General features: G+C 69.6%; 19 protein-coding genes. 9 read left to right on the forward strand and 10 right to left on the reverse strand.

Annotated elements, in window-relative coordinates:
• Positions 1 to 13 precede the first annotated feature (13 nt).
• The 4 genes from FGD71_RS21890 to FGD71_RS21905 all read left to right on the forward strand — a co-directional run bounded on the left by FGD71_RS21890 (position 14) and on the right by FGD71_RS21905 (position 4,235).
• On the forward strand, positions 14 to 1,069 hold the full coding sequence (locus FGD71_RS21890) for a LacI family DNA-binding transcriptional regulator (RefSeq protein ID WP_240436704.1): 1,056 nt from the start codon (positions 14 to 16) through the stop codon (positions 1,067 to 1,069).
• 85 nt (positions 1,070 to 1,154) lie between these two features.
• On the forward strand, positions 1,155 to 2,237 hold the full coding sequence (locus FGD71_RS21895; RefSeq protein ID WP_119102192.1) for an LCP family protein: 1,083 nt from the start codon (positions 1,155 to 1,157) through the stop codon (positions 2,235 to 2,237).
• Between the two features lie 76 nt (positions 2,238 to 2,313).
• Entirely contained in the window at positions 2,314 to 3,618 is a 1,305-nt protein-coding gene (locus tag FGD71_RS21900; protein ID WP_119102193.1) for an RNA polymerase sigma factor, read from the forward strand.
• Between the two features lie 74 nt (positions 3,619 to 3,692).
• Positions 3,693 to 4,235 carry a GNAT family N-acetyltransferase gene (locus FGD71_RS21905; RefSeq protein ID WP_119102194.1) on the forward strand — a complete coding sequence of 181 codons (543 nt, stop codon included), beginning with the start codon at positions 3,693 to 3,695 and terminating at the stop codon, positions 4,233 to 4,235.
• Between the two features lie 79 nt (positions 4,236 to 4,314).
• Here FGD71_RS21905 and FGD71_RS21910 read toward each other — a convergent pair whose 3' ends face one another.
• On the reverse strand, positions 4,315 to 4,674 hold the full coding sequence (locus FGD71_RS21910) for a VOC family protein (RefSeq protein ID WP_119102195.1): 360 nt from the start codon (positions 4,672 to 4,674) through the stop codon (positions 4,315 to 4,317).
• 88 nt (positions 4,675 to 4,762) lie between these two features.
• Between FGD71_RS21910 and FGD71_RS21915 the strand changes: the two genes are divergently transcribed.
• Positions 4,763 to 5,266 (forward strand): CGNR zinc finger domain-containing protein, encoded by a 504-nt coding sequence (locus tag FGD71_RS21915; RefSeq protein ID WP_119102196.1) that lies wholly within the window; start codon positions 4,763 to 4,765, stop codon positions 5,264 to 5,266.
• A 247-nt stretch (positions 5,267 to 5,513) separates the two neighbouring features.
• On the opposite strand, the gene FGD71_RS21920 is transcribed toward FGD71_RS21915, so the two are convergent.
• Entirely contained in the window at positions 5,514 to 6,857 is a 1,344-nt protein-coding gene (locus FGD71_RS21920; protein ID WP_119102197.1) for a UDP-glucose dehydrogenase family protein, read from the reverse strand.
• Between the two features lie 259 nt (positions 6,858 to 7,116).
• On the opposite strand from FGD71_RS21920, the gene FGD71_RS21925 reads away from it, so the two are divergent.
• Positions 7,117 to 8,274 (forward strand): acyl-CoA dehydrogenase, encoded by a 1,158-nt coding sequence (locus FGD71_RS21925; protein WP_119102198.1) that lies wholly within the window; start codon positions 7,117 to 7,119, stop codon positions 8,272 to 8,274.
• Positions 8,275 to 8,380: 106 nt separating this feature from the next.
• On the opposite strand, the gene FGD71_RS21930 is transcribed toward FGD71_RS21925, so the two are convergent.
• From FGD71_RS21930 to FGD71_RS21940, 3 genes are all read right to left on the reverse strand, one after another.
• Positions 8,381 to 9,079: a hypothetical protein gene (locus FGD71_RS21930; RefSeq protein WP_119102199.1), complete on the reverse strand. Its 699-nt coding sequence runs from the start codon at positions 9,077 to 9,079 to the stop codon at positions 8,381 to 8,383.
• Between the two features lie 135 nt (positions 9,080 to 9,214).
• The gene (locus FGD71_RS21935; RefSeq protein ID WP_119102200.1) at positions 9,215 to 10,513 is read right to left on the reverse strand and encodes an LCP family protein; all 1,299 of its coding nucleotides are present in this window, start codon (positions 10,511 to 10,513) and stop codon (positions 9,215 to 9,217) included.
• Between the two features lie 250 nt (positions 10,514 to 10,763).
• A complete protein-coding gene (locus tag FGD71_RS21940; protein ID WP_478131071.1) occupies positions 10,764 to 12,215 on the reverse strand; it encodes an LCP family protein in 1,452 nt (483 codons plus the stop codon).
• 200 nt (positions 12,216 to 12,415) lie between these two features.
• Between FGD71_RS21940 and FGD71_RS21945 the strand changes: the two genes are divergently transcribed.
• Entirely contained in the window at positions 12,416 to 13,468 is a 1,053-nt protein-coding gene (locus FGD71_RS21945; RefSeq protein WP_119102202.1) for a glycosyltransferase family 2 protein, read from the forward strand.
• Positions 13,469 to 13,539: 71 nt separating this feature from the next.
• Here FGD71_RS21945 and FGD71_RS21950 read toward each other — a convergent pair whose 3' ends face one another.
• The 4 genes from FGD71_RS21950 to FGD71_RS21965 form a co-directional block, all read right to left on the reverse strand.
• The gene (locus tag FGD71_RS21950; protein WP_119102203.1) at positions 13,540 to 15,198 is read right to left on the reverse strand and encodes an LCP family protein; all 1,659 of its coding nucleotides are present in this window, start codon (positions 15,196 to 15,198) and stop codon (positions 13,540 to 13,542) included.
• 80 nt (positions 15,199 to 15,278) lie between these two features.
• Positions 15,279 to 17,051: an LCP family protein gene (locus FGD71_RS21955; protein WP_119102204.1), complete on the reverse strand. Its 1,773-nt coding sequence runs from the start codon at positions 17,049 to 17,051 to the stop codon at positions 15,279 to 15,281.
• A 242-nt stretch (positions 17,052 to 17,293) separates the two neighbouring features.
• On the reverse strand, positions 17,294 to 18,604 hold the full coding sequence (locus tag FGD71_RS21960) for an LCP family protein (RefSeq protein WP_119102205.1): 1,311 nt from the start codon (positions 18,602 to 18,604) through the stop codon (positions 17,294 to 17,296).
• 274 nt (positions 18,605 to 18,878) lie between these two features.
• Positions 18,879 to 19,634 (reverse strand): TIGR03089 family protein, encoded by a 756-nt coding sequence (locus FGD71_RS21965; RefSeq protein WP_119102233.1) that lies wholly within the window; start codon positions 19,632 to 19,634, stop codon positions 18,879 to 18,881.
• 129 nt (positions 19,635 to 19,763) lie between these two features.
• Between FGD71_RS21965 and FGD71_RS21970 the strand changes: the two genes are divergently transcribed.
• A complete protein-coding gene (locus tag FGD71_RS21970) occupies positions 19,764 to 21,113 on the forward strand; it encodes a peptidoglycan recognition protein family protein (RefSeq protein WP_240436706.1) in 1,350 nt (449 codons plus the stop codon).
• A 177-nt stretch (positions 21,114 to 21,290) separates the two neighbouring features.
• Positions 21,291 to 22,373 (forward strand): mannose-1-phosphate guanylyltransferase, encoded by a 1,083-nt coding sequence (gene manB, locus FGD71_RS21975; RefSeq protein ID WP_119102207.1) that lies wholly within the window; start codon positions 21,291 to 21,293, stop codon positions 22,371 to 22,373.
• A 93-nt stretch (positions 22,374 to 22,466) separates the two neighbouring features.
• Here the strand turns inward: manB and FGD71_RS21980 are convergent, their stop codons facing one another.
• Complete coding sequence (locus FGD71_RS21980) at positions 22,467 to 23,489, reverse strand: DNA-3-methyladenine glycosylase family protein (protein ID WP_119102208.1); 1,023 nt, start codon at positions 23,487 to 23,489, stop codon at positions 22,467 to 22,469.
• Positions 23,490 to 23,519 lie beyond the last annotated feature (30 nt).

Here is a 23,519-nt window from a genome sequence, read left to right on the forward strand (position 1 = left end):
GATGGGCGTGGTCATGAAGCGCCCGACTCCCGCCGTGTCCCAGCCCGCGACGCTCGCCGAGATCGCCAGAGCGGCGGGAGTCTCGGCTCCGACTGTTTCGAAGGTGCTCAACGGTCGTGCCGATGTGGCACCGGCGACCCGGACCCGGGTCGAGGAGCTCCTGCGCCGGCACGGCTATCGGCGCCGCCGGGCCGAGGCGTCCCGTTCGCCCCTGATCGACCTGGTCTTCCACGAGCTGGAGAGCGCCTGGGCGTTGGAGGTCATCCGGGGCGTCGAGAATGTCGCGCGGGACCAGGGCCTGAGCGTGGTGCTCTCCGAGAGCGCGGGCCGGCCCACCCCCGGGCGTACCTGGGCCGACCAGGTCGCGGCCCGGCGGCCGCACGGTGTCGTGCTCGTCCTGAGCGGGCTCGGCGAGTCCCATCGGGCGCTGCTGACCAGCCGTTCCATTCCGTTCGTGGTGATGGATCCGGCGGGCGACCCCGGCGACGACGTGCCGTCCGTCGGCGCCACCAACTGGCAGGGCGGGCTGGCCGCGACCCGGTATCTCGTGTACCTCGGTCACCGGCGGATCGGCGTGATCAGCGGGCCCTCGCAGATGATGTGCAGCCGGGCGCGTCTCGACGGCTACCGGGCCGCGCTCGAAACGGCCGGGCTGCCCGTCGACGCCTCGCTGATCCGTGCGGGCGACTTCCACCACGAGGCCGGCCACCGGGCCGGGCTGGAGCTGCTGCGGCTGCCCAACCGCCCGTCCGCGGTCTTCGCGGGCAACGACCTACAGGCCCTCGGGCTGTATGAGGCGGCCCGTGAGCTGGGGCTTCGCATCCCCGAGGATCTCAGCGTCGTCGGCTTCGACGACCTCCCCGTGGCCCGCTGGGCGGGACCGCCGCTGACCACCGTGCGGCAGCCGCTCACGGAGATGGCCGAGGCGGCGGCCCGGCTCGTCCTCGACCTCGGACGCGGGGAGCGGCCGCCGACGGTGACCCAGGTGGAGGTGGCGACGAGTCTGGTGGTGCGCAGCAGTTGCTGTCGGTGGGATGCCGAAAATTTCACAGAAGCCGGAGGTGTCTGAGGAAACTCAACGAAAGATGAGAGTTTCCTCAGGAAAGGCGGTAAGGGGTTCCTGCTCGTAACAATTCGGACTTACGTTCCTCTGTGTGAGCGGAGAAGACGAGCACGAGGACGACAACGGGGGTGTCACGCGACGCGGTGACCGGCGGTCACGACTGCTGAAGATCACCGGAATCGCGCTCGGTTGCGCCCTCGTCGTCTCGGCCGCCGGAGTGGGATGGGCGTACTGGCAGCTGAACCGCAACATCCAGAGCGTCGACATCGACAGCGCACTGGGCGACGACCGTCCGGCGAGGGCGATGGTGACGCCGGCCCCGGGCGGCTCCGGCGTCGACTCCGCCGCGGCCGAGTCGCTGCCGAGCGGTGCGATGAACATCCTCGTCCTCGGCTCGGACTCGCGCAGCGGCAAGCGGAACGCCTCGCTCGGTGGCGGTGGTGCGAGCTCCGGCGCCCGCTCCGACACGGCGATGGTCGTTCACGTCGACGAGGGCCGCACGGAGGCGACGATCGTGAGCATCCCGCGCGACACGCTCGTCACCCGCCCGGCGTGCCCCCGGGAGTCCGGAGGCTCGACGCCGGTGGCGTACAACGTGATGTTCAACAGCGCGTACTCGGTGGGCGGTCCGGTCTGCGCGGTCAAGACGGTGGAGTCCCTGACGAACGTCCGCATGGACCACTACATGGAGATCGACTTCGCCGGCTTCGCGGACCTGGTGGACGCGCTGGGCGGCGTGACGGTGACGACGGACGAGGACATCTCCGACGAGCAGAGCCACCTGAACCTGAAGGCGGGCACCCACGACCTGGACGGCACTGAGGCCCTGGCCCTCGCCCGCACCCGCCACGGCATAGGCGACGGCAGCGACCTCGGCCGCATAGGCCTCCAGCAGACCCTGGTGAAGGCCCTGCTGGACCAGATCTCCGCCACCGACCTGCTCACCCGTCCCGCCCAGCTCTACACCGTCGCCGACACCGTCACCGGCAGCCTCACCACGGACACGGGCCTCGACTCCCTGACCGAGCTGATGCGCCTCGGCCAGAGCCTGAAGGGCCTCACCTCGGCCGACACCAAGACGGTGACGATGCCGGTGGTCACGGCCCCGTCCGACCCCAACCGGGTGGTCGCGGACGAGCCGGAGGCCCGGGAGCTGTGGGCGTCGCTGAAGTGACCTGACCACACGTCGGGGGCGAGCTTCGGCTCTGAACCAGCTTGGCCACCCGGCCCCGGAGGTGTCTGATGGTGGCGTGAGAGCAGAGCCGCCGGATCAGCCGACAGACCCCGCGGACAGGGATGCCGCTCAAAGCGCCACCGAGACCGTCTTCCGCATCGAGTCGCCCCGCATCATCGCGGGCGTCGCACGCATCGTGCGCGACGTCGGCATCGCCGAGGAACTCGCGCAGGACGCGCTGGTGGCCGCCCTGGAGCAGTGGCCCAGGGACGGCGTCCCGGACAACCCCGGCGCCTGGCTCATGGCCACGGCCAAGCACCGGGCGATCGATCTCGTACGGCGGCGGGAACGGTACGCGCGCAAGCTGGAGGAGATGGGCCGCGACCTGGAGACGTCCGCGTCCGCCTCCGAGTACGTCGACGAACCGTCCGACCCCGACGACATCGACGACGACCTGCTGCGGCTGGTCTTCATGGCCTGCCACCCCGTGCTCTCCGCCGACGCCCGCATCGCCCTCACGCTGCGGCTGCTCGGCGGACTGACCACCGCCGAGATCGCCCGCGCCTACCTCTCCCCGGAGGCGACCGTCGCGCAGCGCATCGTGCGCGCCAAGCGGACGCTCGCCGCGAAGGGAGTCGCCTTCGAGGTGCCGTACGGGCCGGAGCGCGAAGCCCGGCTCGGTTCCGTGCTCGAGGTCATCTACCTGATCTTCAACGAGGGGTACGCGGCCACCGCCGGGGACGACTGGTTGCGGCCGGCGCTCTGCGAGGACGCGCTCCGGCTCGCCCGCGTGCTGGCCGAGTTGATGCCCAAGGAGCCGGAAGTGCACGGTCTGGCGGCCCTGTTGGAGCTGCAGGCGTCGCGCTCGGCGGCGCGAACCGGGCCGTCGGGGGAGTTGGTCCTGCTCAAGGACCAGAACCGGTCCCGCTGGAACCGCATGCTGATCCGCCGCGGTTTCGCCGCCCTCGCCCGCGCGGAGGCCGTCTCCACCGGCGGCCCGGGACCGTACGTCCTCCAGGCCGCCATCGCCGCGTGCCACGCCCACGCGTACACGTACGAGGAGACGGACTGGGGCCGGATCGCCACGCTGTACGGGTTCCTGGCCGCCCGCACCCCGTCCCCCGTCGTCGAGTTGAACCGCGCCGTCGCCGTCTCCATGAACGAGGGCCCCGGCCCGGCCCTCGTCCTCGTCGACGCGCTCGCCGCCGAACCCGCCCTGCGCGACTACCACTTGCTGCCCAGCGTGCGCGGCGATCTGCTGGCACGCCTGGGGCGTACGTCGGAGGCACGGGCGGAGTTCGCACGCGCGGCCTCACTCACCCGCAACGAGCGCGAACGCGAGCTGCTGCTGGCGCGGGCCGAGGAGTGCGACGGGGCTTGAACGGTGTCTCGATGGGCTGCGGCGCAGAGCTAATTGGTTTGCCGCCGGCCGGCCCGGTCGGATAGGAAGCCTGCATGCTAAAGGGCAGCAAGATCGGGCTCAGGGCCCGGCACGAGGACGACATCCCGATCCTGCGGGCCGAGCTCTACGACGACGTGGTCAACTCCTCGCGGGCCGAAAGCCGGCCGTGGCGGCCGATCACGCCCGGCACGAAGGACTCGCGGCTCGTGGTGGACGACGAGGAGCAAGGGCGCGTCCCGTTCTCTGTAGTGGAGCTGGACGGCGGCACGCTGGTCGGCACCGCGGTGCTGTGGAGCATCGACAACCACAACCGGTCCGCGCACATCGGCCTTGGACTGCTGCCGTCCTCTCGCGGCAAGGGCTACGGCACCGACGTCGTCGCGGTGCTGTGCCACTACGGTTTCGTCGTGCGCGGCCTGCAGCGGCTGCAGATCGAGACGCTGTCGGACAACGCCGCGATGCTGCGCTCAGCCGAGCGCAACGGCTTCGTCCGCGAGGGCGTGCTGCGCTCCTCGGCCTGGGTGATGGGCGAGTTCCTGGACGAGGTGCTGCTCGGACTCCTCGTCCAGGACTGGAAGCCGGACTCGAAGCCTTAGGCCGCCGCCCGACGGTCAAGGGCGGGCCGCGGAGCAGACATGAGATCGGGTCGGACAGGCCGGACCGGCCCTGGGCAGGTCAGCAGGCGCAGAGGCAGAATGGGTGGCCGGCCGGGTCCGCGTACACCCGCCAGGTCCGCTTCCGGTCCTCCGCGTCGAGCACCTTCGCGCCCAGCGCCAGGACCTCCTTCTCCGCCGCGTCCATGTCCTCGACCGTCAGGTCCAGATGGAACTGCTGCGAGCCGTCGAGCGCGGGCCACTTCGGCGGTACGTGGCCGGGCGCGGCCTGGAACGCCAGCGAATGCCCACCGGGGACGCGCAGGTCGACCCAGCCGTCGTCCTCCTCGATGTCACCGCCCAGAACCCCGGCGTAGAACTCGGCGAGGGCACGCGGATCGGGACAGTCCAGGACAACCACGCCCAGCTTGGCGAGAGCCATGAGTTCCTCCTCGGTTGTGGTTACCTCTATGCGGCTCTAACTGGTAACCGTTACTGCATGCTGCCGCATCAGAGGTAACGTCGCAACCATGAATGACCGAGCACCCGCTCCCGGCGGCCTGCTCCTGATCCAGTCCCTGGTGAACACCCTGGACATCGAGTCGGGCGTCGATTCCCTGGACACGGCCGAGGGGCGCGCGGCACTGGACCTGACGGAGGCCGGCGTACCGAGCGCGCGCGAACTGCGCGAATCACTGCGTGCCGCGCTCCTGGCGCACGCGGGCCACCTGCCCCACCGCACGGTGCGCCCCCTGGACGAGCTGCTCGCCTCGGCCCCGCTCGTCGTCACCGTCTCCCCGGCCGACGGCTCCGCGGCCCTGCGCCCGGCCGGCGACCCCGCCCCGCTCGCTTCCCGTGTGGCCCAGGCCGTCGCGGAGGCCGTCACGGCCGGCACCTGGCTCCGGCTGAAGGCCTGCGAGGCTCCCGACTGCCACTGGGCGTACTACGACCGCAGCCCGGCGGGCCGCGGTCGCTGGTGCTCGATGGCGGTGTGCGGGGCACGGGCGAAGATGCGCCGCTATCGCGCGAAGTAGGCGTCTCGTCCGAGACGCCGCTCGCTCAGGGTTCGGCAGGCTGCTCCTCGTCTCGCCGGGCCGCCGACCGCGAGCCCACCAGGAGCAGGCACAGCACGGACCACAGCAATTCCGACACAATGCTCGAATGCAATTCGAAACCATTGAGGGGGCGCCGTGTTGAATACATGTCGGGCGAATACCGAATCGCCACAAGGCCGATGGGGCGACGGCTGCCGACAGGCGCCGACGGCTGCTTGCCGGCCCGTCAGGCCGAGGGGCGCCCCATGGCCCGGTAGGTCCAGCCCGCCGCGCGCCATACCGACGGGTCCAGGGCATTTCGGCCGTCCAGCACAATCCGCTGCGCGGCGGCCTCGCCGAGCTGCGCCGGATCCAGCTCGCGGAATTCGCGCCACTCGGTGAGATGCAGGACGACATCGGCGCCCCGTACGGCCTCGATCGCGGAATCGGCATACCCCAGCGTCGGAAAGAGCCGCCGCGCGTTCACCATTCCCTTGGGGTCATACACCGTGACCTGACCGCCCTGGAGATGAATCTGCCCCGCCACGTTCAGGGCGGGCGAATCCCGTACGTCGTCCGAGTCCGGCTTGAACGTCGCGCCGAGCACCGCGACCCGCTTGCCGAGGAACGCCCCGCCGCCGAGCGCCTCGCGGGCCAGTTCCACCATCTGGCCGCGCTGGCGCATGTTGATGGAGTCGATCTCGCGCAGGAAGGTCAGTGCCTGGTCGGCGCCCAGCTCGCCGGCCCGGGCCATGAACGCGCGGATGTCCTTCGGCAGACAGCCGCCGCCGAAGCCGATCCCGGCACGCAGGAACTTCTTCCCGATCCGCTCGTCGTACCCGATCGCCTCCGCCAGCTTGGCGACATCGCCGCCCGCGGCCTCGCACACCTCGGCCATGGCGTTGATGAAGGAGATCTTGGTCGCGAGGAAGGAGTTCGCCGAGGTCTTCACCAGCTCGGCGGTCGGGAAGTCGGTCACCACGAAGGGCGAGCCCTCGGCCATCGGCGTCGCGTAGACCTCGCGCAGCAGCTTCTCGCCGCGGTCGCCGCGCACGCCCACGACGATCCGGTCGGGGTGCAGCGTGTCCTGGACGGCGAGGCCCTCGCGGAGGAACTCCGGGTTCCAGGCCAGTTCGACGTCCTCGCCCGCGGGCGCCAGTTCCGCGAGGCGGGCCGCCAGCCGGTCCGCCGAACCGACGGGCACGGTCGACTTTCCGACGACGAGGGCGGGGCCCGTCAGATGCGGGGCGAGCGACTCGAAGGCGGCGTCGACGTACGACATGTCGCACGCGTACTCGCCGTGCTTCTGCGGGGTGTTCACGCAGACGAAGTGGACGTCGCCGAAGTCCGCGACCTCCGCCCAGTCCATGGTGAACCGCAGCCGCCCGCTGGCGCCTTCGATGCCCGCGACGTGCTTGCGCAGCAGCTCTTCCAGCCCCGGCTCGTACATCGGGACCTCGCCCCGCTGGAGCATCTCGATCTTCTCGGGAACGACGTCGAGACCCAGTACCTCGAAACCGAGTTCGGCCATGGCCGCGGCGTGCGTGGCGCCGAGATAGCCGGTGCCGATCACGGTGATCTTCAAGGCCATGGGTCCGCTCCAGTAGGTGTCCGGCGTGAGTGCGCTGCCCGAGCGAGCATAGTCGGGGCGTGGTCCGCCCCTTCACGGGGCAACTTTCCCGTGTCCTGCCCGCTGCCGTTCCTGCCGCCGTTCCCTGGCACTTGTCGCCAAGCTCACCTGGCACTTGTCGTCAAGCTCACGTATCACTCGCGTGGCCGGACCCCTAAAATTCGAGTTACTTAACGGTAGTTAGCGTCAGCATCGCAGCGTCTTTGGAGCGTGAGAGACCTTGGCCGGATCGGCTGATTTCGACCTGTACCGCCCGTCCGAGGAGCACGACATGCTCCGTGACGCCATACGCTCGCTCGCCGAGGCGAAGATCGCGCCATACGCAGCGATCGTGGACGAAGAGGCCCGCTTCCCGCAGGAGGCGCTCGACGCGCTGGTCGCCAACGACCTGCACGCGGTGCACGTACCGGAGTCGTACGGCGGTGCCGGCGCGGACGCGCTGGCGACGGTGATCGTGATCGAGGAGGTGGCCCGCGCCTGCGCGTCCTCCTCCCTGATACCGGCGGTGAACAAGCTGGGCTCGCTCCCGGTGATCCTCTCCGGCTCGGAGGACCTGAAGAAGAAGTACCTGTCCCCGCTGGCCAAGGGCGACGGGATGTTCTCGTACTGCCTCTCCGAGCCGGACGCGGGCTCGGACGCGGCGGGCATGAAGACGAAGGCGGTCCGCGACGGGGACTCGTACGTCCTCAACGGCGTGAAGCGCTGGATCACGAACGCGGGCGTGAGCGAGTACTACACGGTCATGGCCGTGACGGACCCCACGAAGCGCTCGAAGGGCATCAGTGCCTTCGTCGTCGAGAAGTCGGACGAAGGGGTCTCCTTCGGCGCCCCGGAGAAGAAGCTGGGCATCAAGGGCTCGCCGACGCGCGAGGTGTACCTGGACAACGTCCGCATCCCCGCCGACCGCATGATCGGCGAGGAGGGCACGGGCTTCGCGACGGCCATGAAGACCCTGGACCACACCCGCATCACGATCGCCGCACAGGCGCTCGGCATCGCACAGGGCGCCCTCGACTACGCCAAGGGCTACGTCCAGGAGCGCAAGCAGTTCGGCAAGGCGATCGCCGACTTCCAGGGCATCCAGTTCATGCTCGCCGACATGGCCATGAAGATCGAGGCCGCCCGCCAGCTGACGTATGCGGCCGCCGCCAAGTCGGAGCGCGGCGACCGCGACCTCACGTTCCAGGGCGCCGCCGCCAAGTGCTTCGCCTCGGACGTGGCCATGGAGGTCACCACGGACGCGGTCCAACTCCTCGGCGGCTACGGCTACACCCGCGACTACCCGGTCGAGCGCATGATGCGCGACGCCAAGATCACCCAGATCTACGAAGGAACGAACCAGGTCCAGCGGATCGTGATGGCCCGCAACCTGCCGTAACGGCTCTGGTCAGCTGACCGTCGAAGGGCGCCCGACCACTGGGGCGCCCTTCACGCTTGTGAGTTTCACCGAGCGGTACTACTCGGACCTGGCATCGGCTGTCGAGTCAGCGGTGGAGGGCTGCGCGGTACGCATCGACGAGCTGGTCGAAGTCCTGGCGCCGCGCGTTCCGCAGGTCGCGCGCTTCCGTCGTCCTCGGGTCCAAGAGATGACCGAGCGGGGCTGTGTGCCGCCGGAATCCGATGCTTTCCCACAGTGCCGTGATCTTCTCGTTGGCACGCGTCCACTGTTCATGGGTCAGCGCATGCTGGTCCTCGGGATACTCGGTGATGCTTGTCGCGGTGGTGACGGCGCTGCAGCCGTCCGCCAGGGTCCAGATCGCCTGGGACGCGAGGATGGGCCCGAGGCCGAAACCCCGCCATGTTTCGTCCAGTTGGATGTTGTAGAGGACCAGCAGGTCTCCGTCGGAGGACGTCACGGCGTCCCGGAACGCCTGCCGGTAGCCGCCGTTGCCGAGGTCGTAGATGCCGAGGACGAGGTTGAAAAGGTCCGAGTCGTAGCTCTCCGCGTCGGCGAACGGGAAGGGGCTGTACCGGTCGTCCAGGCGCAAACGGAACAGAGTCATCGAGCCGATGACGCCGCCGGCGGTCCTGTTCTTGAACCGCTCCACCCGTAGGGAAACCGTCCACTCGTCGAGGCCGTCTTGGTCCCCCTCGCAGCTCACATGATGCGAAAGGTGATAGTCCATGACTAATCGCCGCGGATCGCCCGGCATGTCGTCAATGGAACGCTTCAGCGAGATCATGCCGACGCACCTTAGCGTTTCGAGTCTTGCCCGCAAGTCCGACTGACTGGGCAGGCGAGGTGCGGCGAATCGGACGAAGAAGGGCCCCGCCGGTCCTCCCGGCGGGGCCCTTCGACGGACGTGTGCGGAGGTGGCTCAGTTGCCCGAGACCGTTACCTTCTCGTCGTTCTTCAGCTGGCTCACCAGGGTCTTGACCTTGGCGGTGTCCCACTGGAGGTTGCCGTTGGGGGAGTTGCCGGAGATGGGCATGTTCATGGACTTGCCGTCGCCGCCGGTGATGCCCTTCATGGCCCAGAACATGGAGGCGAGGTCAAAGAGGGACATGTCCTTGTCGACGGTGAGGGTGTCGAGGCCCGCGCCCATGGTCGGGTAGAGCTTGAAGGGGTTGAGGACCGTGGACGGCGTCGCGGTCTGGTTGGCGAGGGCCGAGAGGAACTTCTGCTGGTTCTTCGTACGGTCCAGGTCGCTGCCCGCCAGCGCGTACCGCGTACGGACGAAGGCCAGCGCCTGCTCGCCGTTGAGCGTCTGCTTGCCCGCCTCGAAGTCGGCGCCGGACTTGGAGTCCTTCATGCCGCCCTTGGGGATGTCGATCTCCACGCCGCCGACCGAGTCGACGATCTTGGCGAAGCCGGCGAAGCCTATCTCCGCGTAGTGGTCGATGTGCAGGCCCGTGTTCGCCTCGACGGTCCGTACGAGCAGCTCGGGCCCGTCCTCCGCGTAGGCCGCGTTCAGCTTCACCTGGCGGCCGGTGCCCTGGTAGACCTTGCCCGAGTCCGAGCCCTTGAAGGACGGAATCGTGACATTCGAGTCGCGCGGCAGCGAGATCATCGTGTTCCCGTTGTCGCCGACGTGCAGGATCATCATCGAGTCCGTGCGCTTGCCCTCGGCCGAGCCCGTACGGAGCTTCTTCTTCTCCTCGGCGGACAGGCCCTCGCGGCTGTCGGAGCCGACGATCAGGTAGTTGGTGCCCTCGCCCGCCTCGGGCCGGTCGATCACCTTCGACAGGTCGATCTCGCGCTTCAGCTTCGAGTCGGCCCAGAAGTACGTACTGACGGAGACCACGACCAGCAAGGTGACCAACGTGATCGTGGTCCACTTGATGCGGCGGCCCCAGTTCGGCGCGGACCGCGCACGCCGGCCGCGGAAGCCGGGGTCGTCCGGACCGCCGCCGCCCGGAGAGCCGTACACCTGGCCCGTGTTGTAGCCGCTGTCGTAGCGGTCGCCGCCGGGCTCGTCGTCATAGCCGTAACCGTCGTTGTAGGTCGGCTGTCGCGGTACCCCGCCGTAGGGCGGCGCCGACGGGCGCGGGCCGGAGCCCTGGCCACGCCGCACCTGCCGCATTACGCGCGCGCCCTCGGGCTCGGCGCTCGCGCTGCCGCGGCCATAACGGTCGCCGCCGTTGTCTCCGGACCATCCCTCGGGCCTAAAGTTCATGCGCCCCAGTGTGCAGTGCCCGAGTGTGTGCCTTACAAGAGTCGGCGGAAAATCACACCACGCCTGTTGCAAACCTGATGCACAAACTGCACGGCTTGCCCCGGCATAAGGTGGAGGCCCTGACAGAACAGGCCTCGGCCCCGAGTCCGATATACCGGGCAAGCCGGTTCGGCCGCCGAGGCCCCCCGACCGTTTTCAGCCACTCCCCGTCATGGCCTGCGGTTTGTCACGGCTCGCGGTCCGTCATGACCTACGGACACACCACCTGGTCGCCCCTCACCACCGCTGACTCCCGCTGCACCGGCGCCTCCGCCCGCACCTTCCGCACCTCCCGGAAGTCCAAGCCCGCGATCACCTTCAGGGTCTGCCCCTGCCCCTGGACCGCCCGCAGCTCGCTGCCCGGCAGTGCCGCCGCGAGGGAATTCGCCGAGCGGTCCCAGCGGGGGTCGTACGTGACGACGGTGCGGTGCGCGCCACGTTCGCGGGCGTTCACCGGCGTACGCGTCGTACGGAACCCGGTCGCCCGCAGCTCGCTGTCGAGGCGTTTGCCGAGACCGGCGATCGTCGTGCCGTTCTCGACCTGGACCCTGATCTGCTGCGGGGCGACATCGACGGTCACCGTCTTCGGCGACCGGACCTGGTGCGCGGCGAGCGGCTTGTCCTCGCGCATCGCGCGGAAGAGACGTTCCGCCTTCTTCTCGTTCCACTTCAGCGTCGAGCCGATGCCCTTCACGACGTACCCCATCCGCCCGAGCGGGACCGTCGTGAACTCCGACGAGGAGGGCGAGAAGTTCCGCATCGCCCGCCCCAGAGCGATCATGTCGTCCGCCCCGAACCCTTCGTCCGCCCGCACCGATCCCAGCGCGGCCTGTGTCAGCTCACGGAACTTCACCGGGTTCAGCAGCACTCCGGACGAGGTGGCCCGCTCGACCAGCGCGGCCAGGAAGCGCTGCTGGCGCTGCATCCGGCCGAGGTCGGAGGCTCCGTCGACGTGCCGCGAGCGCACGTACTGGAGTGCCTGGCCGCCGTTCAGCTCGTGCGTCCCCGCCTGCAGGTTGAGCCCGGTGTGCGAGTCCTTCAGCGGCCGCACCGTACAGATCCGCACCCCGTTGAGCACGTCCACCGTCTTCATGAAGCTGGTGAAGTCGACCTCCAGGTAGTGGTCGATCTTCAGCCGGGTCATGTCCTCGACGGTGCGTACGGTCAGTTGCGGACCGCCCTCCGCGTACGCGGCGTTGAGCTTGACCGGGTGCGATTTGTGATGTTCTCCGGTGGTTTGGTCGATGTGTGCGGGCATCTTGGCGTACGAGTCGCGCGGCAGGCTCACGACGCTGGCCCGTTTCCGGTCCGCCGAGATGTGCACGATCATCATGGTGTCCGTGCAGTGGCAGGGGGCGCCGCCGAGCCGGTACTCGTTCTTCTCCGCCTGTGTGATCTTGTTCCGTTCGTCTGTGCCGACCAACAGGACGTTCATGCCGTGGCCCTTCACGGGCCGGTTCTTCATGTCCTTGAAGGGGTCGACCCGTTTGATTTCGGTATCGACGCCGGTGACCACCGCGTGCCCGATGCCGGCCGCCGCGAGCACCACCACGGAGACCGAGGTCGTCGCGCGCATGGCCCACCGCGGCTGCTTGCGTCGTACGGACGGACGCGCCGGGCGCTGCCGCGGAGGCCGGGCAGGGGGGCGGGGCGGCTTGGGCACGGGGGGACACCTCCGCGTGGGACGGGTGCGTGATCCGTGAGCACCGTAGGCCCATACGATCGGCTTACCGGCGCAGCGCCCCGGGCGGCGCGCGACCGTGTCCCCCGTTCGCGGTAACGTACCCCCGTTGTTGCCTTTCCCGGGGGCCGGCCTCAGGCCCCCCGGCCATCCGGACCCCGGACCCCGGCCGAGAAGACGAGATGGAGCCCCAGCGCGTGAATTCCGACGGGCGTCTCCCCGCCGTATCCGTGATCATGCCCGTTCTCAACGAGGAGCGGCATCTGCGCGGAGCGGTTCAAGCGATCCTCGCCCAGGAGTACGCGGGCGAGATGGAGGTCGTGATCGCACTCGGTCCCTCCACGGACCGTACGGACGACATCGCCGCGGAACTCGTCGCCGAGACCGCGGCCCACCCGAACAAGCGCGTGCACACGGTCCCGAACCCGACCGGGCGCACCCCGGCCGCGCTGAACGCCGCGATCAAGGCGTCCCGCCACCCCGTCGTCGTACGCGTCGACGGTCACGGCATGCTCTCGCCGGACTACATCGCGACCGCCGTGCGCCTCCTGGAGGACACCGGCGCGCAGAACGTCGGCGGCATCATGCACGCCGAGGGCGAGAACGACTGGGAGCACGCGGTCGCCGCCGCCATGACGTCGAAGATCGGCGTGGGGAACGCGGCGTTCCACACCGGCGGTGAAGCGGGTCCCGCCGAGACGGTCTACCTCGGTGTCTTCCGGCGGGAGGCCCTTGAGCAACAGGGCGGCTACAACGAGGAGTTCATCCGCGCCCAGGACTGGGAGCTGAACTTCCGTATCCGGGAGGCGGGCGGGCTCATCTGGTTCTCGCCCGAGCTGAAGGTCTCCTACCGGCCGCGGCCGAGCGTGAAGGCGCTGGCCAAGCAGTACAAGGACTACGGCCGTTGGCGCCACGTCGTCGCCCGCTACCACGAGGGCTCCATCAACCTGCGCTACCTCGCCCCGCCGACCGCGGTCTGCGCGATCGCGGCGGGCGTGGTGGTGGGCGCGGCGCTGACTCCGTGGGGTCTTGTGATCCCGGCCGGCTACCTCCTGGCCATCGCCGCGGGTTCCGTACCGGCGGGCAAGGGACTTCCGCTGAAGGCGCGGCTGCAGGTCCCGGTCGCCCTCGCCACCATGCACATGTCCTGGGGCTGGGGCTTCCTGACCAGCCCGAAGGCCCTGGCCAAGAAGGTCATCGCCTCGCGGCGCCCGGCGGTGCTGAGCGAGGCCTGAGCCTCTGCCCGAGCCCTGCCTCAGCCGTGTGGGTGTGGGCCGCCTCTCGCCGAGAGGCGGCCCACACTCCGTTACGACTTCCAGGTGAAGTTCGGGTCGACGTGCATGCAGGCCTTGTCGTTCGCGCCGTTCAGCGCGTCGGCCGACGTCGGAGTCTTGTCGTCCTCCTTCTCGGCCTGGTACACCGTGCCCTCGCGCCAGTCCGCGCCCACGACCAGGGTCACCCCTGAGACGTCGGTCGACCTCTCCACCGAACGCAGGGGAATGCCGAGGGCCTTGGCGACCTGCTGGGCATCACCCTCCAGCTCGGCGCTCGGATAGCGGACGACGGTCTTGTCCTCCGCCAACTGTGCCGAGTGGTCGGCCGTCGCCTTGGTGAAGCCCTTACCGACGAGCAGTCCGCTCACCGCGCCCGCACGCCCGGAGACGGGGCCGAGGGTGGACGTGCGCGTGCCGTTCTGCACCACGATCCCGATTTCGTCATCCGCCGCGGCCGGATCCTTGGAGACCTTCTCCTTCGCCGGACTCTTCGCGCTCTTCCCGTCCAGGGCGATGTCCTCACGCACCAGCCGGAACAGCTTCTCCGCGTCACCCGGCTTGGGCACCACCCGCGCGCCGACGTACTGGTACGGCATCGTCGTCATGGTGATGCGCTTCGGCGGTACCTTCCTCAGCTCGTTGCTGAGGTCGTAGAGCTTCTTGACGGTGTCCAGGCCCGGGTCCACGGTGATGGCCTCGGTGGCCTTCTCGGCGAGTGAGCGCAGCTTGTTGGGGTTGCTGAGGGTGGCGTTCTCGCGCAGCACCCGGACCATGGAGTTCATGTACATGTGCTGCGCCTTGGCGCGGCCTATGTCGCTGCCGTCCTCGAAGCCGTAGCGGGTGCGCAGCCACTGCAGGGCCTGCTCGCCCTTGACGGGATGAGTGCCCTTCTTCATCTTCAGGCCGGAACCGTGGCCCTCGCTGTCGCGGGAGTAGATGTTGGCGTCCACGCAGACCGGGACTCCGCCGATGGCGTCCGCCATCGACACCACACCCGCGAAGTCGATCTTCATGAAGTGGTTGATATGGATCCCGGTGAGCTCCTGCCAGGTGGCCACGCTGCAACCGGGGCCGCCGCGGCCGAGGGACTGGTTGGTCATCGTCAGCCGCGTGCTCGCCGGATAGACCTTGTCGTCCTCCGGATCGGTGCACTTGGGAATCTTCACCAGGGTGTCGCGCGGCATGCTGATCACCGACATGTTGGAGCGGTCGGCGGACAGGTGCAGCAGCATCTGGACATCCGCGAGGGGCGTGCTGCCGAAGGTGTCCTTGGCGCCGCCGAGCTTCTGGTTCTCCTTCGAGTCCCGTGCGTCCGACCCGATGAGCAGGATGTTCAAGGGGGTCTGACCCGCCGCGTTCGGTGTCGGCTCGGCGATCTTCGTGTCGCCGAGGTTCAGGTCGTCCTGCTTGATGTTGCTGTTGAGATGCTCGTAGTACAGATATCCCGCGCCGGCGGTACCGAGTATCAGGACGGCGAGCACGATCGCGAACCATCGAAGGATCCGCCGACCGCGCCGAGGTATCTGCGGCCCGCCCCCGTGCCGCCCTCCGCCGCCGCTACGTCTTCGGCCCCGTGGCGCCGGAGTGGAGTCCTCGCCCCGCGCCTCGTACCGGCTGTGCTCCCCGCCTCGGTCCGCCGAATGCGGGGCGCGCGATCTGGGCCCCTCCCCACGCACGCTGCTGTGCGCCATGTCCCTGCCTCCCACCCCTTGCGCCCACCTGCACACGGGTCCGTCCCGCGCCTTGTTAGACGCGGGACGGACCCATTAGGTCACTTGGCGCACTCAACCTTGTCCGCAGTGGACTTCTGGACATCCGACGCCTTCGACGGATTGGTCAGGGAAACCCCTGCCCCCTTGAAGTCCTCCCCCAGGGTGAGAGTAATCGCGGGCTGTCCCTGGGAGTTGGTCACGCTTTCGCCCGGCTTCATGGCCGATCCGGGCAGGCCCATGAGGTCGGCGAGCCTGCGTGCCTGGTCGGCCTGATCGGGAGCGTACTCGAGGGTCGTCTTCTTCAGGGTCGCCTCGGCGTTGCCCGCGTTCTCGGACTTGGTCACGCCCTCGTCGTTCTGCAGCCAGTTGAGGGTTTCCTGTGCGGAGCCGGCGGGGGCACCGCCGTTGAGGACCCGGACGCGTACCTCCGAAGGGTCGGCCTTGCTGCCCTTGAGGCGGGCGGCGACCGCGGCCTTCTCCTTCTTCTGCTGCTGCTTGACCGCGGTGAGCGATGTGTCGTCGCGGATCAGGGAGAACAGCTGGTCGGATTGGGGCTCCTGCAGGACGACCGTCGTCTTGACCTTCTCCGCGGGGTTGTCGATCACGGGCACGGTGGTGAAGGACAGGTTCTTGGTGTCGAACTTGCCCAGCTCGAGGCCGAGGTCGCGGAGCTTGTTGATGTCGTTGATCTGGGAGTCGACGGTCAGCGCCTTGGTACCCGCCTCCGCCAGCTTCAGCAGCTTCGTCGGGCTGGTGAGTGTGTCGTTCGACTTGAGCTTGCGCATCAGGGCGCTGAGGAACTGCTGCTGCAGCCCGATCCGGCTCAGGTCGCCGCCGAAGCCCACGGAGTGGCGGGTGCGGACGAAGGCCAGCGCCTCCTCACCCTCGATGGTGTGCTTGCCCTTGGACAGCTTGAGCTTGGAGTCCGGGTCGTTGATGTCCTTGGCCAGACAGACCTCGACACCGCCGACCGCCGAAGTCAGCGTCTTGACCGCGTTGAAGTCGGCCACCATGAAGTGGTCCATCTTTATGCCGGTCAGTTCGGTGACGGTCCGCATCGTGCAGCTCGGCGTCCGCCCTTCCTGGCCGAGGCTGTTGTTGAAGCGGGTGCCCTGGGTGCCCCGGATGACCTTGGTGCTGCCGTCCTTCTGCGTCGTCGGGCAGTCCGGGATGTCCGTGATCAGGTCACGCGGGATGCTCAACGCGGTGGCGTTCGTACGGTCCTTGGAGACGTGCAGGACGACCGTGGTGTCGGCGTGACCGGCACTGCCGGAGTCGCCGTAGCCGTCGTTACCGCTGCCGGTGCGCTTGTCGGTGCCGACCAGCAGGATGTTGATCGCCCGGTCCTTGCTGAAGCCGCCGGTGCCGGCGCCGTCGTCGGAGACGGACGTGATGTTGCCGTTCAGGTGCTCGTAGTAGAGGTACGCCGCCGCGCTCGTTCCGACCAGGAGGAAGGCCATCGTGCCGCCCGTCCAGATCAGGATCCTCTTGCCCTTCGACTTCTTCGGGCGGCCCTTGCGACGGCTGGGCGGCGGGTCCTGCGGCGGGCGCCGCCTGCGCTGTCCTGGCACCGAGGGCTCCAGAAGTGTGTCCTCCGTCGTGCCGCGGCGCTCGCGCCCCGGCGCCGTACGGCCGCGCGTGGGCGCGGCCGCACCGGTCGCGGTGGCGGCCGCGACACCCGCCTTCGCGGTTCTGCGGGAACGGGGCCCCGGAACCGATGGCTGCGCTGCGGAAGGCTGCAGTCGCAGTTCGTAGTCACCGGTGTTCGGATTGAGTACCCATTGGTCTGCGGGGTCGATGTTGTCCGCCCGCCCACGGCCTTGCGCGTCCACGGTTGTCTGAGTCCTCCGTCGGGGCCACGCGGCGCCTTCCCCCTCCAAGGCGCTCGGTCTGGTTCCAAGCAGTGCGCGACCTCATGGCCGGTTGCACCGGATCGCTCACACTATCCGGCCAGTTCAGCGTCAAGGGACGCCGGTGACAAATTCCACGTCTTACAACCGGGCAATCCGACCTATTTCTTTGAACGAATGTTCCCCGTCTTGACGTGCGCTTTACTCGCAGGCGCGTTCGGCGGTTAACCGCAGGCGTCATCGGCCGCGGTGTTGCCGCGGAAAGTCGGCGCCGGGCTCGACGTGCGTGAAGGCGTGTCAGGCCGCTTTCCGCCCGTTTTGCCGTTCTCGTCGCCGTGGCCGTCCGGCTTCTTGCCGTTGTTTCCCCGCGATTCCCCATCGCCTCCGGGTACTTCTTCGCTCCGTTTTGCTCCGGAATCCTCCGGAACTTCCTTGGCGACTTCCACCGGAGCGTCCCTCCGGAGCCGATCGAAGAGTTTCTCCGCCTCGGGCTCCACAAGCTGGTCACGATTGGCGTTGTGGGTGTACGACTCTCGAGGCACCGTCAGAAACTGCACACGTTCGGTAGGGATATCGCGCATGCCGCGGACCAGGTCATACAAGCCCCTCAGGTTCGCCAGTGCCGGGTCCGTGGTGAGCGACGAGGTCGCCGCGTCGAGCAACGGATAGAGCTTCACGGGATTCAGCAGTACGTCGTTGCCGCGGACCTTGTTGACGAGTGCCCCCAGGAACCGCTGCTGGCGGCCCATCCGTTCGGTGTCGCTGCCGTCGCCGATGCTCTTGCGGGCGCGTACGTAGCCGAGGGCCTGCTCGCCGTCGAGCTTCACCCTGCCCGCGGGGAGCCGCAGTTTGGCCGCGGGGTCGTCGATCGGCCCCTTGAGGCAGACCTGGACGCCGTCGACCGCGTCGACCATGTCCTTGAAGCCGCTGAAGTCCACGACCACGTGGTGGTCGACGCGGATGTTCGTCAGCTTCTCGACCGTGCGGATCGTGCAGGCCGAACCCCCGGTCTGGAAGGCGTGGTTGAACATCGCGAACACCGGCTTCGAGCGGCTGCCGTCCGGGCGGCGGCAGCCGGGCACGTCCACCATCAGATCGCGGGGGAGCGAGACCGCGGTCGCGCTGCGCCGGTCCGCCGCGAGGTGCAGCAGGATCGCGGTGTCGGAGCGTTCGGTGCCGGAGTCCCGTCCGTACTCGCCGTTGCCGTCGCCGGAGCGCGAGTCCGACCCGATCAGCAGGATGTTCTGGGCGCCCCGGACCAGAGCGGTCGGCCGCTCCTTCTCATAACGGGCGAGCTCGGCGGCGGCGGCCTCGTCCGCGGTGATGTTGCCGTTCAGCTTCTCGTACACCGCCCAGCCGGCCCCCGCGGCACCGAGCACGACGACGGCCGCTCCGATCGCCGCGTACCGCAGCCACCGCCGCCGGCGCCGCGCGCGCCCGGCACCGGTGGGGGACACGCCCGCACCCGGCCCGAGAACGCCTTCGGCGCCCATCGGCCCGGGCCCCGAGGAGGGCGTACCCGCGGTGTCGCTCACGTCTGGGTCCACCCCTCATGGCGTACGAGCATGTCGTGCTCTTACGACCATGGCCCGGACGGACGTGAGGGGCCCGTGGGCGAAGGGGCGGGGTAGGCCGAACGGGGTACTTCGTCGAGCCGCGGGTACTTCTTCGAGCCGACGGTGAGGGGCGCCCCGTCAGGGGCGCGGGGCTGTTACATCATGCGGCTCCGCCGCGCGGGCGCGACAAGCCACGAACGACCCGCACCCTGCGAACGACCCGCAGTCCCCAGCCGTACTTCCACGGATCGCCTCAGCGAGCCGTGGCCGTCACCCGTTCACTCTCGATCCGCTTGGCGAGAGCCTCCTCGCCGAGCTGGTCGAGATGGCGGCACAGGACCACGGAGCCGCCGATGGAGAGCGGCGCGTACAGACCGGCGCTCAGGCCCTCCCAGGTGTCGTACGGACGCGCCGACAGCAGCCGCGATCCGGGTCCCGTCAGGTCGAGCCCGGGGGCGTCGGCGCGGGCCCGCTCGACGACCTCCGCGCCCGTGTACTCCGCCCCGGCCACGATCAGCGCGGGAGCCTCCGGGTCCACGGGGGCGTACGCCTGGAAGTGGTCGCCGTGGGTGGGGACCTCGACCGCGTAGTCGGCGTACCCGGCGGGCGGAGTCGGGAAGCGGCGGCCCAGCGGTGCGAGGGACAGGGCGATCCGGTCGCCGGAGCAGGCGAGCCCCGCGTCGAACTGGCCCGGCCCGGCGACGACATGGTCGGCGGCCGCCGCGTCGCCCCCGACATCCGCGATCACTCCCACCGAGGAGCAGGCGAGCAGCCACACCGCCGTCTGCCAGTGCGCGGGCAGCAGCAGGGCGACCCGCTCGCCGGGCTCGGCGGACCACTCGTCCTGGAGCAGATTGGCGGTCTTGGCCACCCAATTGGCGAAGGTCGCCACGGACAGTTCGACGCGTTCGCCGGTGGCGTCGTCGTAGAAGGTCACCAGGGGGCGCGCGGGGTCCGCGGAGAGCGCGGATCGCAGCAGGTCGGCAGGGGTGCGGTCGGTGGCGTTCACGGGACGCAAGCGTACGCGGGCGGTCGTCCGGGCGGAGGAGCGCGGGCCCACCGGTTCGGCCGAGTGCACCCGACGGTCCGTCAAGTCCCGGATGGACAGGAAAGTATGGATATGTTCAAGATCGACCTTATGCGTGGATATCTCTTTTCCTCGATCGCCGTGACCTGTGCGGCCGCCCTGGCCCTTCCGCTGGCCTCCCCCTCCGGCGCGCTGGCCGAGCGGCCGGCGGCGGCGGGTGGCCCGGCCATCCCCGGCAGCACCCAGTCGCTGCCGCTCGCCCCCCTCGACGGCGACCGCACCCTGGGGCCTGCCGCCGAGCAGGGACTGCCCCAGCGCGACGTACGCCGCTTCTCGTTGGTCGGTGTGGTCTGGGACGACCCGGACGCCGAACTGCACGGCCGCGTCCAAGTGCGTACGCGCGCGACCGGCTCCAGCCGGTGGTCCGGCTGGCAGGACATCGAGACGCACAACCGGGAGCACTCGGCCGACCTGGACGCCGCCGAGCGCACCACCGGGAGGGTGCGCGGTTCCACGGCACCGCTGTGGGTGGGGGATTCGGACGGCGTGGAAGTACGCGTACAACCAGGCCCGGACGAGGGGGCCGAGGAAGCCGAGGCAGGTGTGCGGTCCGGGAGGACCGGCGCGAGCGAGCCGCTGCCTGACGGACTCCGCCTCGAACTGGTCGACCCCGGCGACGATCCCCCGCCCCAGAGCCTCGGCCCGCTGACCGCCGCGTCCGCCGCGTCCTCGGCCGTCAACTCCGACCTCGCGCCCCTCGGCGCCACCGTGATCCCGGCGCTGAGCCGACGGCAGACGATGGAGGCCCTCCTCGCGACCCGCGGCGAGGACATGGCCGACCAGCGCTCGCAGCCGTACATCGGCCCGCGTCCGCAAATCGTCACCCGGCGCGGCTGGCGCGCCGACGAGAAGCTGCGTGAGCCGGACTTCGCCTACACCAAGACCGTGAAGGCCGCCTTCGTGCACCACACCGCCACGGGCAACACCTACCGCTGCTCGCAAGCCTCTTCAGTCATCCGCAGTATCTACCGCTACCACGTCAAGAGCATGCGCTGGCGTGACATCGGCTACAACTTCCTCGTCGACAAGTGCGGAAACATCTACGAGGGGCGCGCCGGGGGCGTGACCAAGCCGGTCATGGGCGCTCACACGCTCGGTTTCAACACCAACAGCATGGGGATCGCCGTCCTCGGCACCTTCGGCTACAGCCGTCCGCGCGGTGCCGCGGTGAACGCCATCGCCCGGCTCACGGCGTGGAAACTCGGCATCTACGGGGCCAATCCAGCCGGCAAGACATACCTGAAGTCGGGCGGTGGCAACCTCTACCGCAAAGGCAAGAATGTGCGACTGAACGTGATCTCCGGCCACCGGGACGGCTTCGCCACCACGTGCCCGGGAGGTCGGCTGTACGCCAAGCTCGGAACGGCCAGGACCAGTTCGGCCCGCTACCAGGGCCGGTGAGGTCCGGGCAGCGGAGGTGACGACGTCCGGTGGACCGGGCCAGGGGGTGTTTCCCGACCCCCTGGCCCGGCGGCTCCCCACGGCCACCAGAGGCTCCCCACGGCCATCGAACGGTCTGCATACACTGTCCGGCCGAAAGACAGTTCGGCCGGCCCCAGCAGGAAGCAGAGACGACAGGTGACAGAAGCGATCCTCCTGGTCGGCGGCAAAGGCACACGGCTGCGCCCGCTCACGGTGCACACGCCGAAGCCCATGGTCCCGGCGGCCGGGGTACCGTTCCTCACGCACCAGCTGGCCCGGGCGAGAGCGGCGGGGGTCGAGCACATCGTGCTCGCCACGTCCTATCTGGCCGAGGTATTCGAGCCATACTTCGGCGACGGATCGTCGCTGGGGCTCCACATCGAATACGTCACCGAGGTCGAACCCCTCGGCACGGGCGGCGCCATCCGGAACGTGGCCTCTCGTCTGCACTCCGCTCCCGACGACCCCGTCCTGATCTTCAACGGGGACATCCTCACCGGGCTGGACATCAAGGCCCTCGTCGCCACGCACCAGTCGTCGGGCGCGGACGTCTCGCTCCATCTGACGTGTGTCGAGGACCCCAGGGCGTACGGCCTGGTCCCGACCGACGCGTCGGGCCGTGTCCAGGCCTTCCTCGAAAAGCCCCAGACCCCCGAGGAGATCGTCACCGACCAGATCAACGCCGGGGCGTACGTCTTCCGGCGCTCGACCATCGACACGATTCCGGCCGGGCGGCCGGTCTCGGTGGAGCGCGAGACGTTCCCCGAGTTGCTCGCCGCGGGCGCCCACCTCCAGGGCATGGTGGATTCGACCTACTGGCTGGACCTGGGCACACCCCAGGCCTTCGTGCGCGGTTCCGCGGACCTCGTCCTCGGCCGTGCCCCGTCCCCGGCCGTCCCCGGCCGCCGCGGCGACAGCCTGGTCCTGCCGTCGGCCTCGGTCGCCCCGGACGCGAAACTGACGGGCGGCACGGTCGTGGGCGAGGACGCGGTGATCGGAGCGGGCGCGCGGCTGTCGGGTTCGGCGGTCCTGGCGGGGGCGGTCGTGGAGCCGGGAGCCGTCGTCACCGACAGCCTGATCGGGGCCAGGGCCCAGGTCGGCGCGCGCTCGGTTCTCACGGGGGTGGTCGTGGGCGACGGCGCGTCGGTGGGCCCGGACAACGAGCTCCGGGAGGGCGTACGGGTGTGGTGCGACGCCCGGATTCCGGCGGGGGCGGTTCGCTTCTCCTCGGATCAGTAGCGCTCCGTCGGATCAGAGCGCTCCGTCGGATCAGTAGCGCTCCGTCGGATCGGTAGCGCTCCGTCGGGTCAGCAGCGATCGGATCCGGTAGCGCTATAAACGACCGATGTCGCCACGAGGCATACGAGGTGCACGGCGCGGCGGCGTGCGGCCGGAGAGCAGGATGAGCCGGGCCGCACGGTGCCGCTGCCCCGCGTAGGGCTCCAGCAGCTCCAGCATCACGTCGTCGTCCGCGTCCCGGTCGCCCGCCAGGGCGTACCCCACGATCCCGGGAAGGTGCAGGTCCCCGACCGTCACCGCGTCCGCCGCCCCATGGCTGCGCTGCACGGTCTCCGCCGACGTCCAGGGCCCGATCCCGGACACCAGCTCCAGCCGGGCCTGGGCCTGCGGCGGCTCGAAGTGCACGGCCTCCTCCAGCCGCCGAGCCACCTGGACCGCCCGGAGAACGGTCGACGCCCGCTTGTTGTCGACCCCGGCCCGATGCCACTCCCACGAGGGGATCAGCGCCCAGGTCCGCGGCTCCGGCATGACGTACATCCGCGCGGGAGCGGGCCCGGGAGCGGGCCCGGGAGCCGGCACGCCGTACTTCCGTACGAGCAGCCGCCACGCCCGGTACGCCTCGCCCGTCGTGACCTTCTGCTCCAGAATCGACGGAATCAACGACTCCATGACCAGCCCGGTACGCGTCAGCCGCAGGCCGGGCCGGCGATGCCGGGTGAGCGCCACGAGCCGATGGCGTGGCTCGAAGGCGGCGGGGTCGTCCGACTCTCCGAGCATCCGCGGCAGTTGGTCCAGCAGCCAGTCGGCTCCCGGCCCCCACGCCTGGCCCTCGACCACCCCGCCTCGTACCGCGACACGCAGCGTCCCGGGCCCCACGGGCGTACGGCTGGTCCGCCACACGGCCCCGTCCGGCGTCGCGCCGAAGGTCGGATCGCCGGACCCGCGCCGCAGTGGCCCGAGCACGAGCCCGAGATCGAGCGGTCCGGGCGGCGTCCAGACCCGCGTACGCCCGGCCGTCTCGGGCGACGCAGCCGGCCGCGGCACGCGCCCGGACGCGGCGACGTCACCGCCGCGTACGGTCGTACGCGTGGGGCGGGGATCGAAACGTCCGGCCACGGGTGGGGTCCTAAGGGAGTTCCTTGTGTT

The organism is Streptomyces sporangiiformans, assembly GCF_005768555.2.
GTDB classification, from domain to species: Bacteria; Actinomycetota; Actinomycetes; order Streptomycetales; family Streptomycetaceae; genus Streptomyces; species Streptomyces sporangiiformans.

Coding starts and splice junctions, on each gene's coding strand:
- FGD71_RS21890 (WP_240436704.1), top strand. CDS start 14: ATGAAGCGCCCGACTCCCGCCGTGTCCCAGCCCGCGACGCTCGCCGAG.
- FGD71_RS21905 (WP_119102194.1), top strand. CDS start 3,693: ATGCTAAAGGGCAGCAAGATCGGGCTCAGGGCCCGGCACGAGGACGAC.
- FGD71_RS21910 (WP_119102195.1), bottom strand. CDS start 4,674: ATGGCTCTCGCCAAGCTGGGCGTGGTTGTCCTGGACTGTCCCGATCCG.
- FGD71_RS21915 (WP_119102196.1), top strand. CDS start 4,763: ATGAATGACCGAGCACCCGCTCCCGGCGGCCTGCTCCTGATCCAGTCC.
- FGD71_RS21920 (WP_119102197.1), bottom strand. CDS start 6,857: ATGGCCTTGAAGATCACCGTGATCGGCACCGGCTATCTCGGCGCCACG.
- FGD71_RS21930 (WP_119102199.1), bottom strand. CDS start 9,079: ATGATCTCGCTGAAGCGTTCCATTGACGACATGCCGGGCGATCCGCGG.
- FGD71_RS21935 (WP_119102200.1), bottom strand. CDS start 10,513: ATGAACTTTAGGCCCGAGGGATGGTCCGGAGACAACGGCGGCGACCGT.
- FGD71_RS21945 (WP_119102202.1), top strand. CDS start 12,416: ATGGAGCCCCAGCGCGTGAATTCCGACGGGCGTCTCCCCGCCGTATCC.
- FGD71_RS21950 (WP_119102203.1), bottom strand. CDS start 15,198: ATGGCGCACAGCAGCGTGCGTGGGGAGGGGCCCAGATCGCGCGCCCCG.
- FGD71_RS21970 (WP_240436706.1), top strand. CDS start 19,764: ATGCGTGGATATCTCTTTTCCTCGATCGCCGTGACCTGTGCGGCCGCC.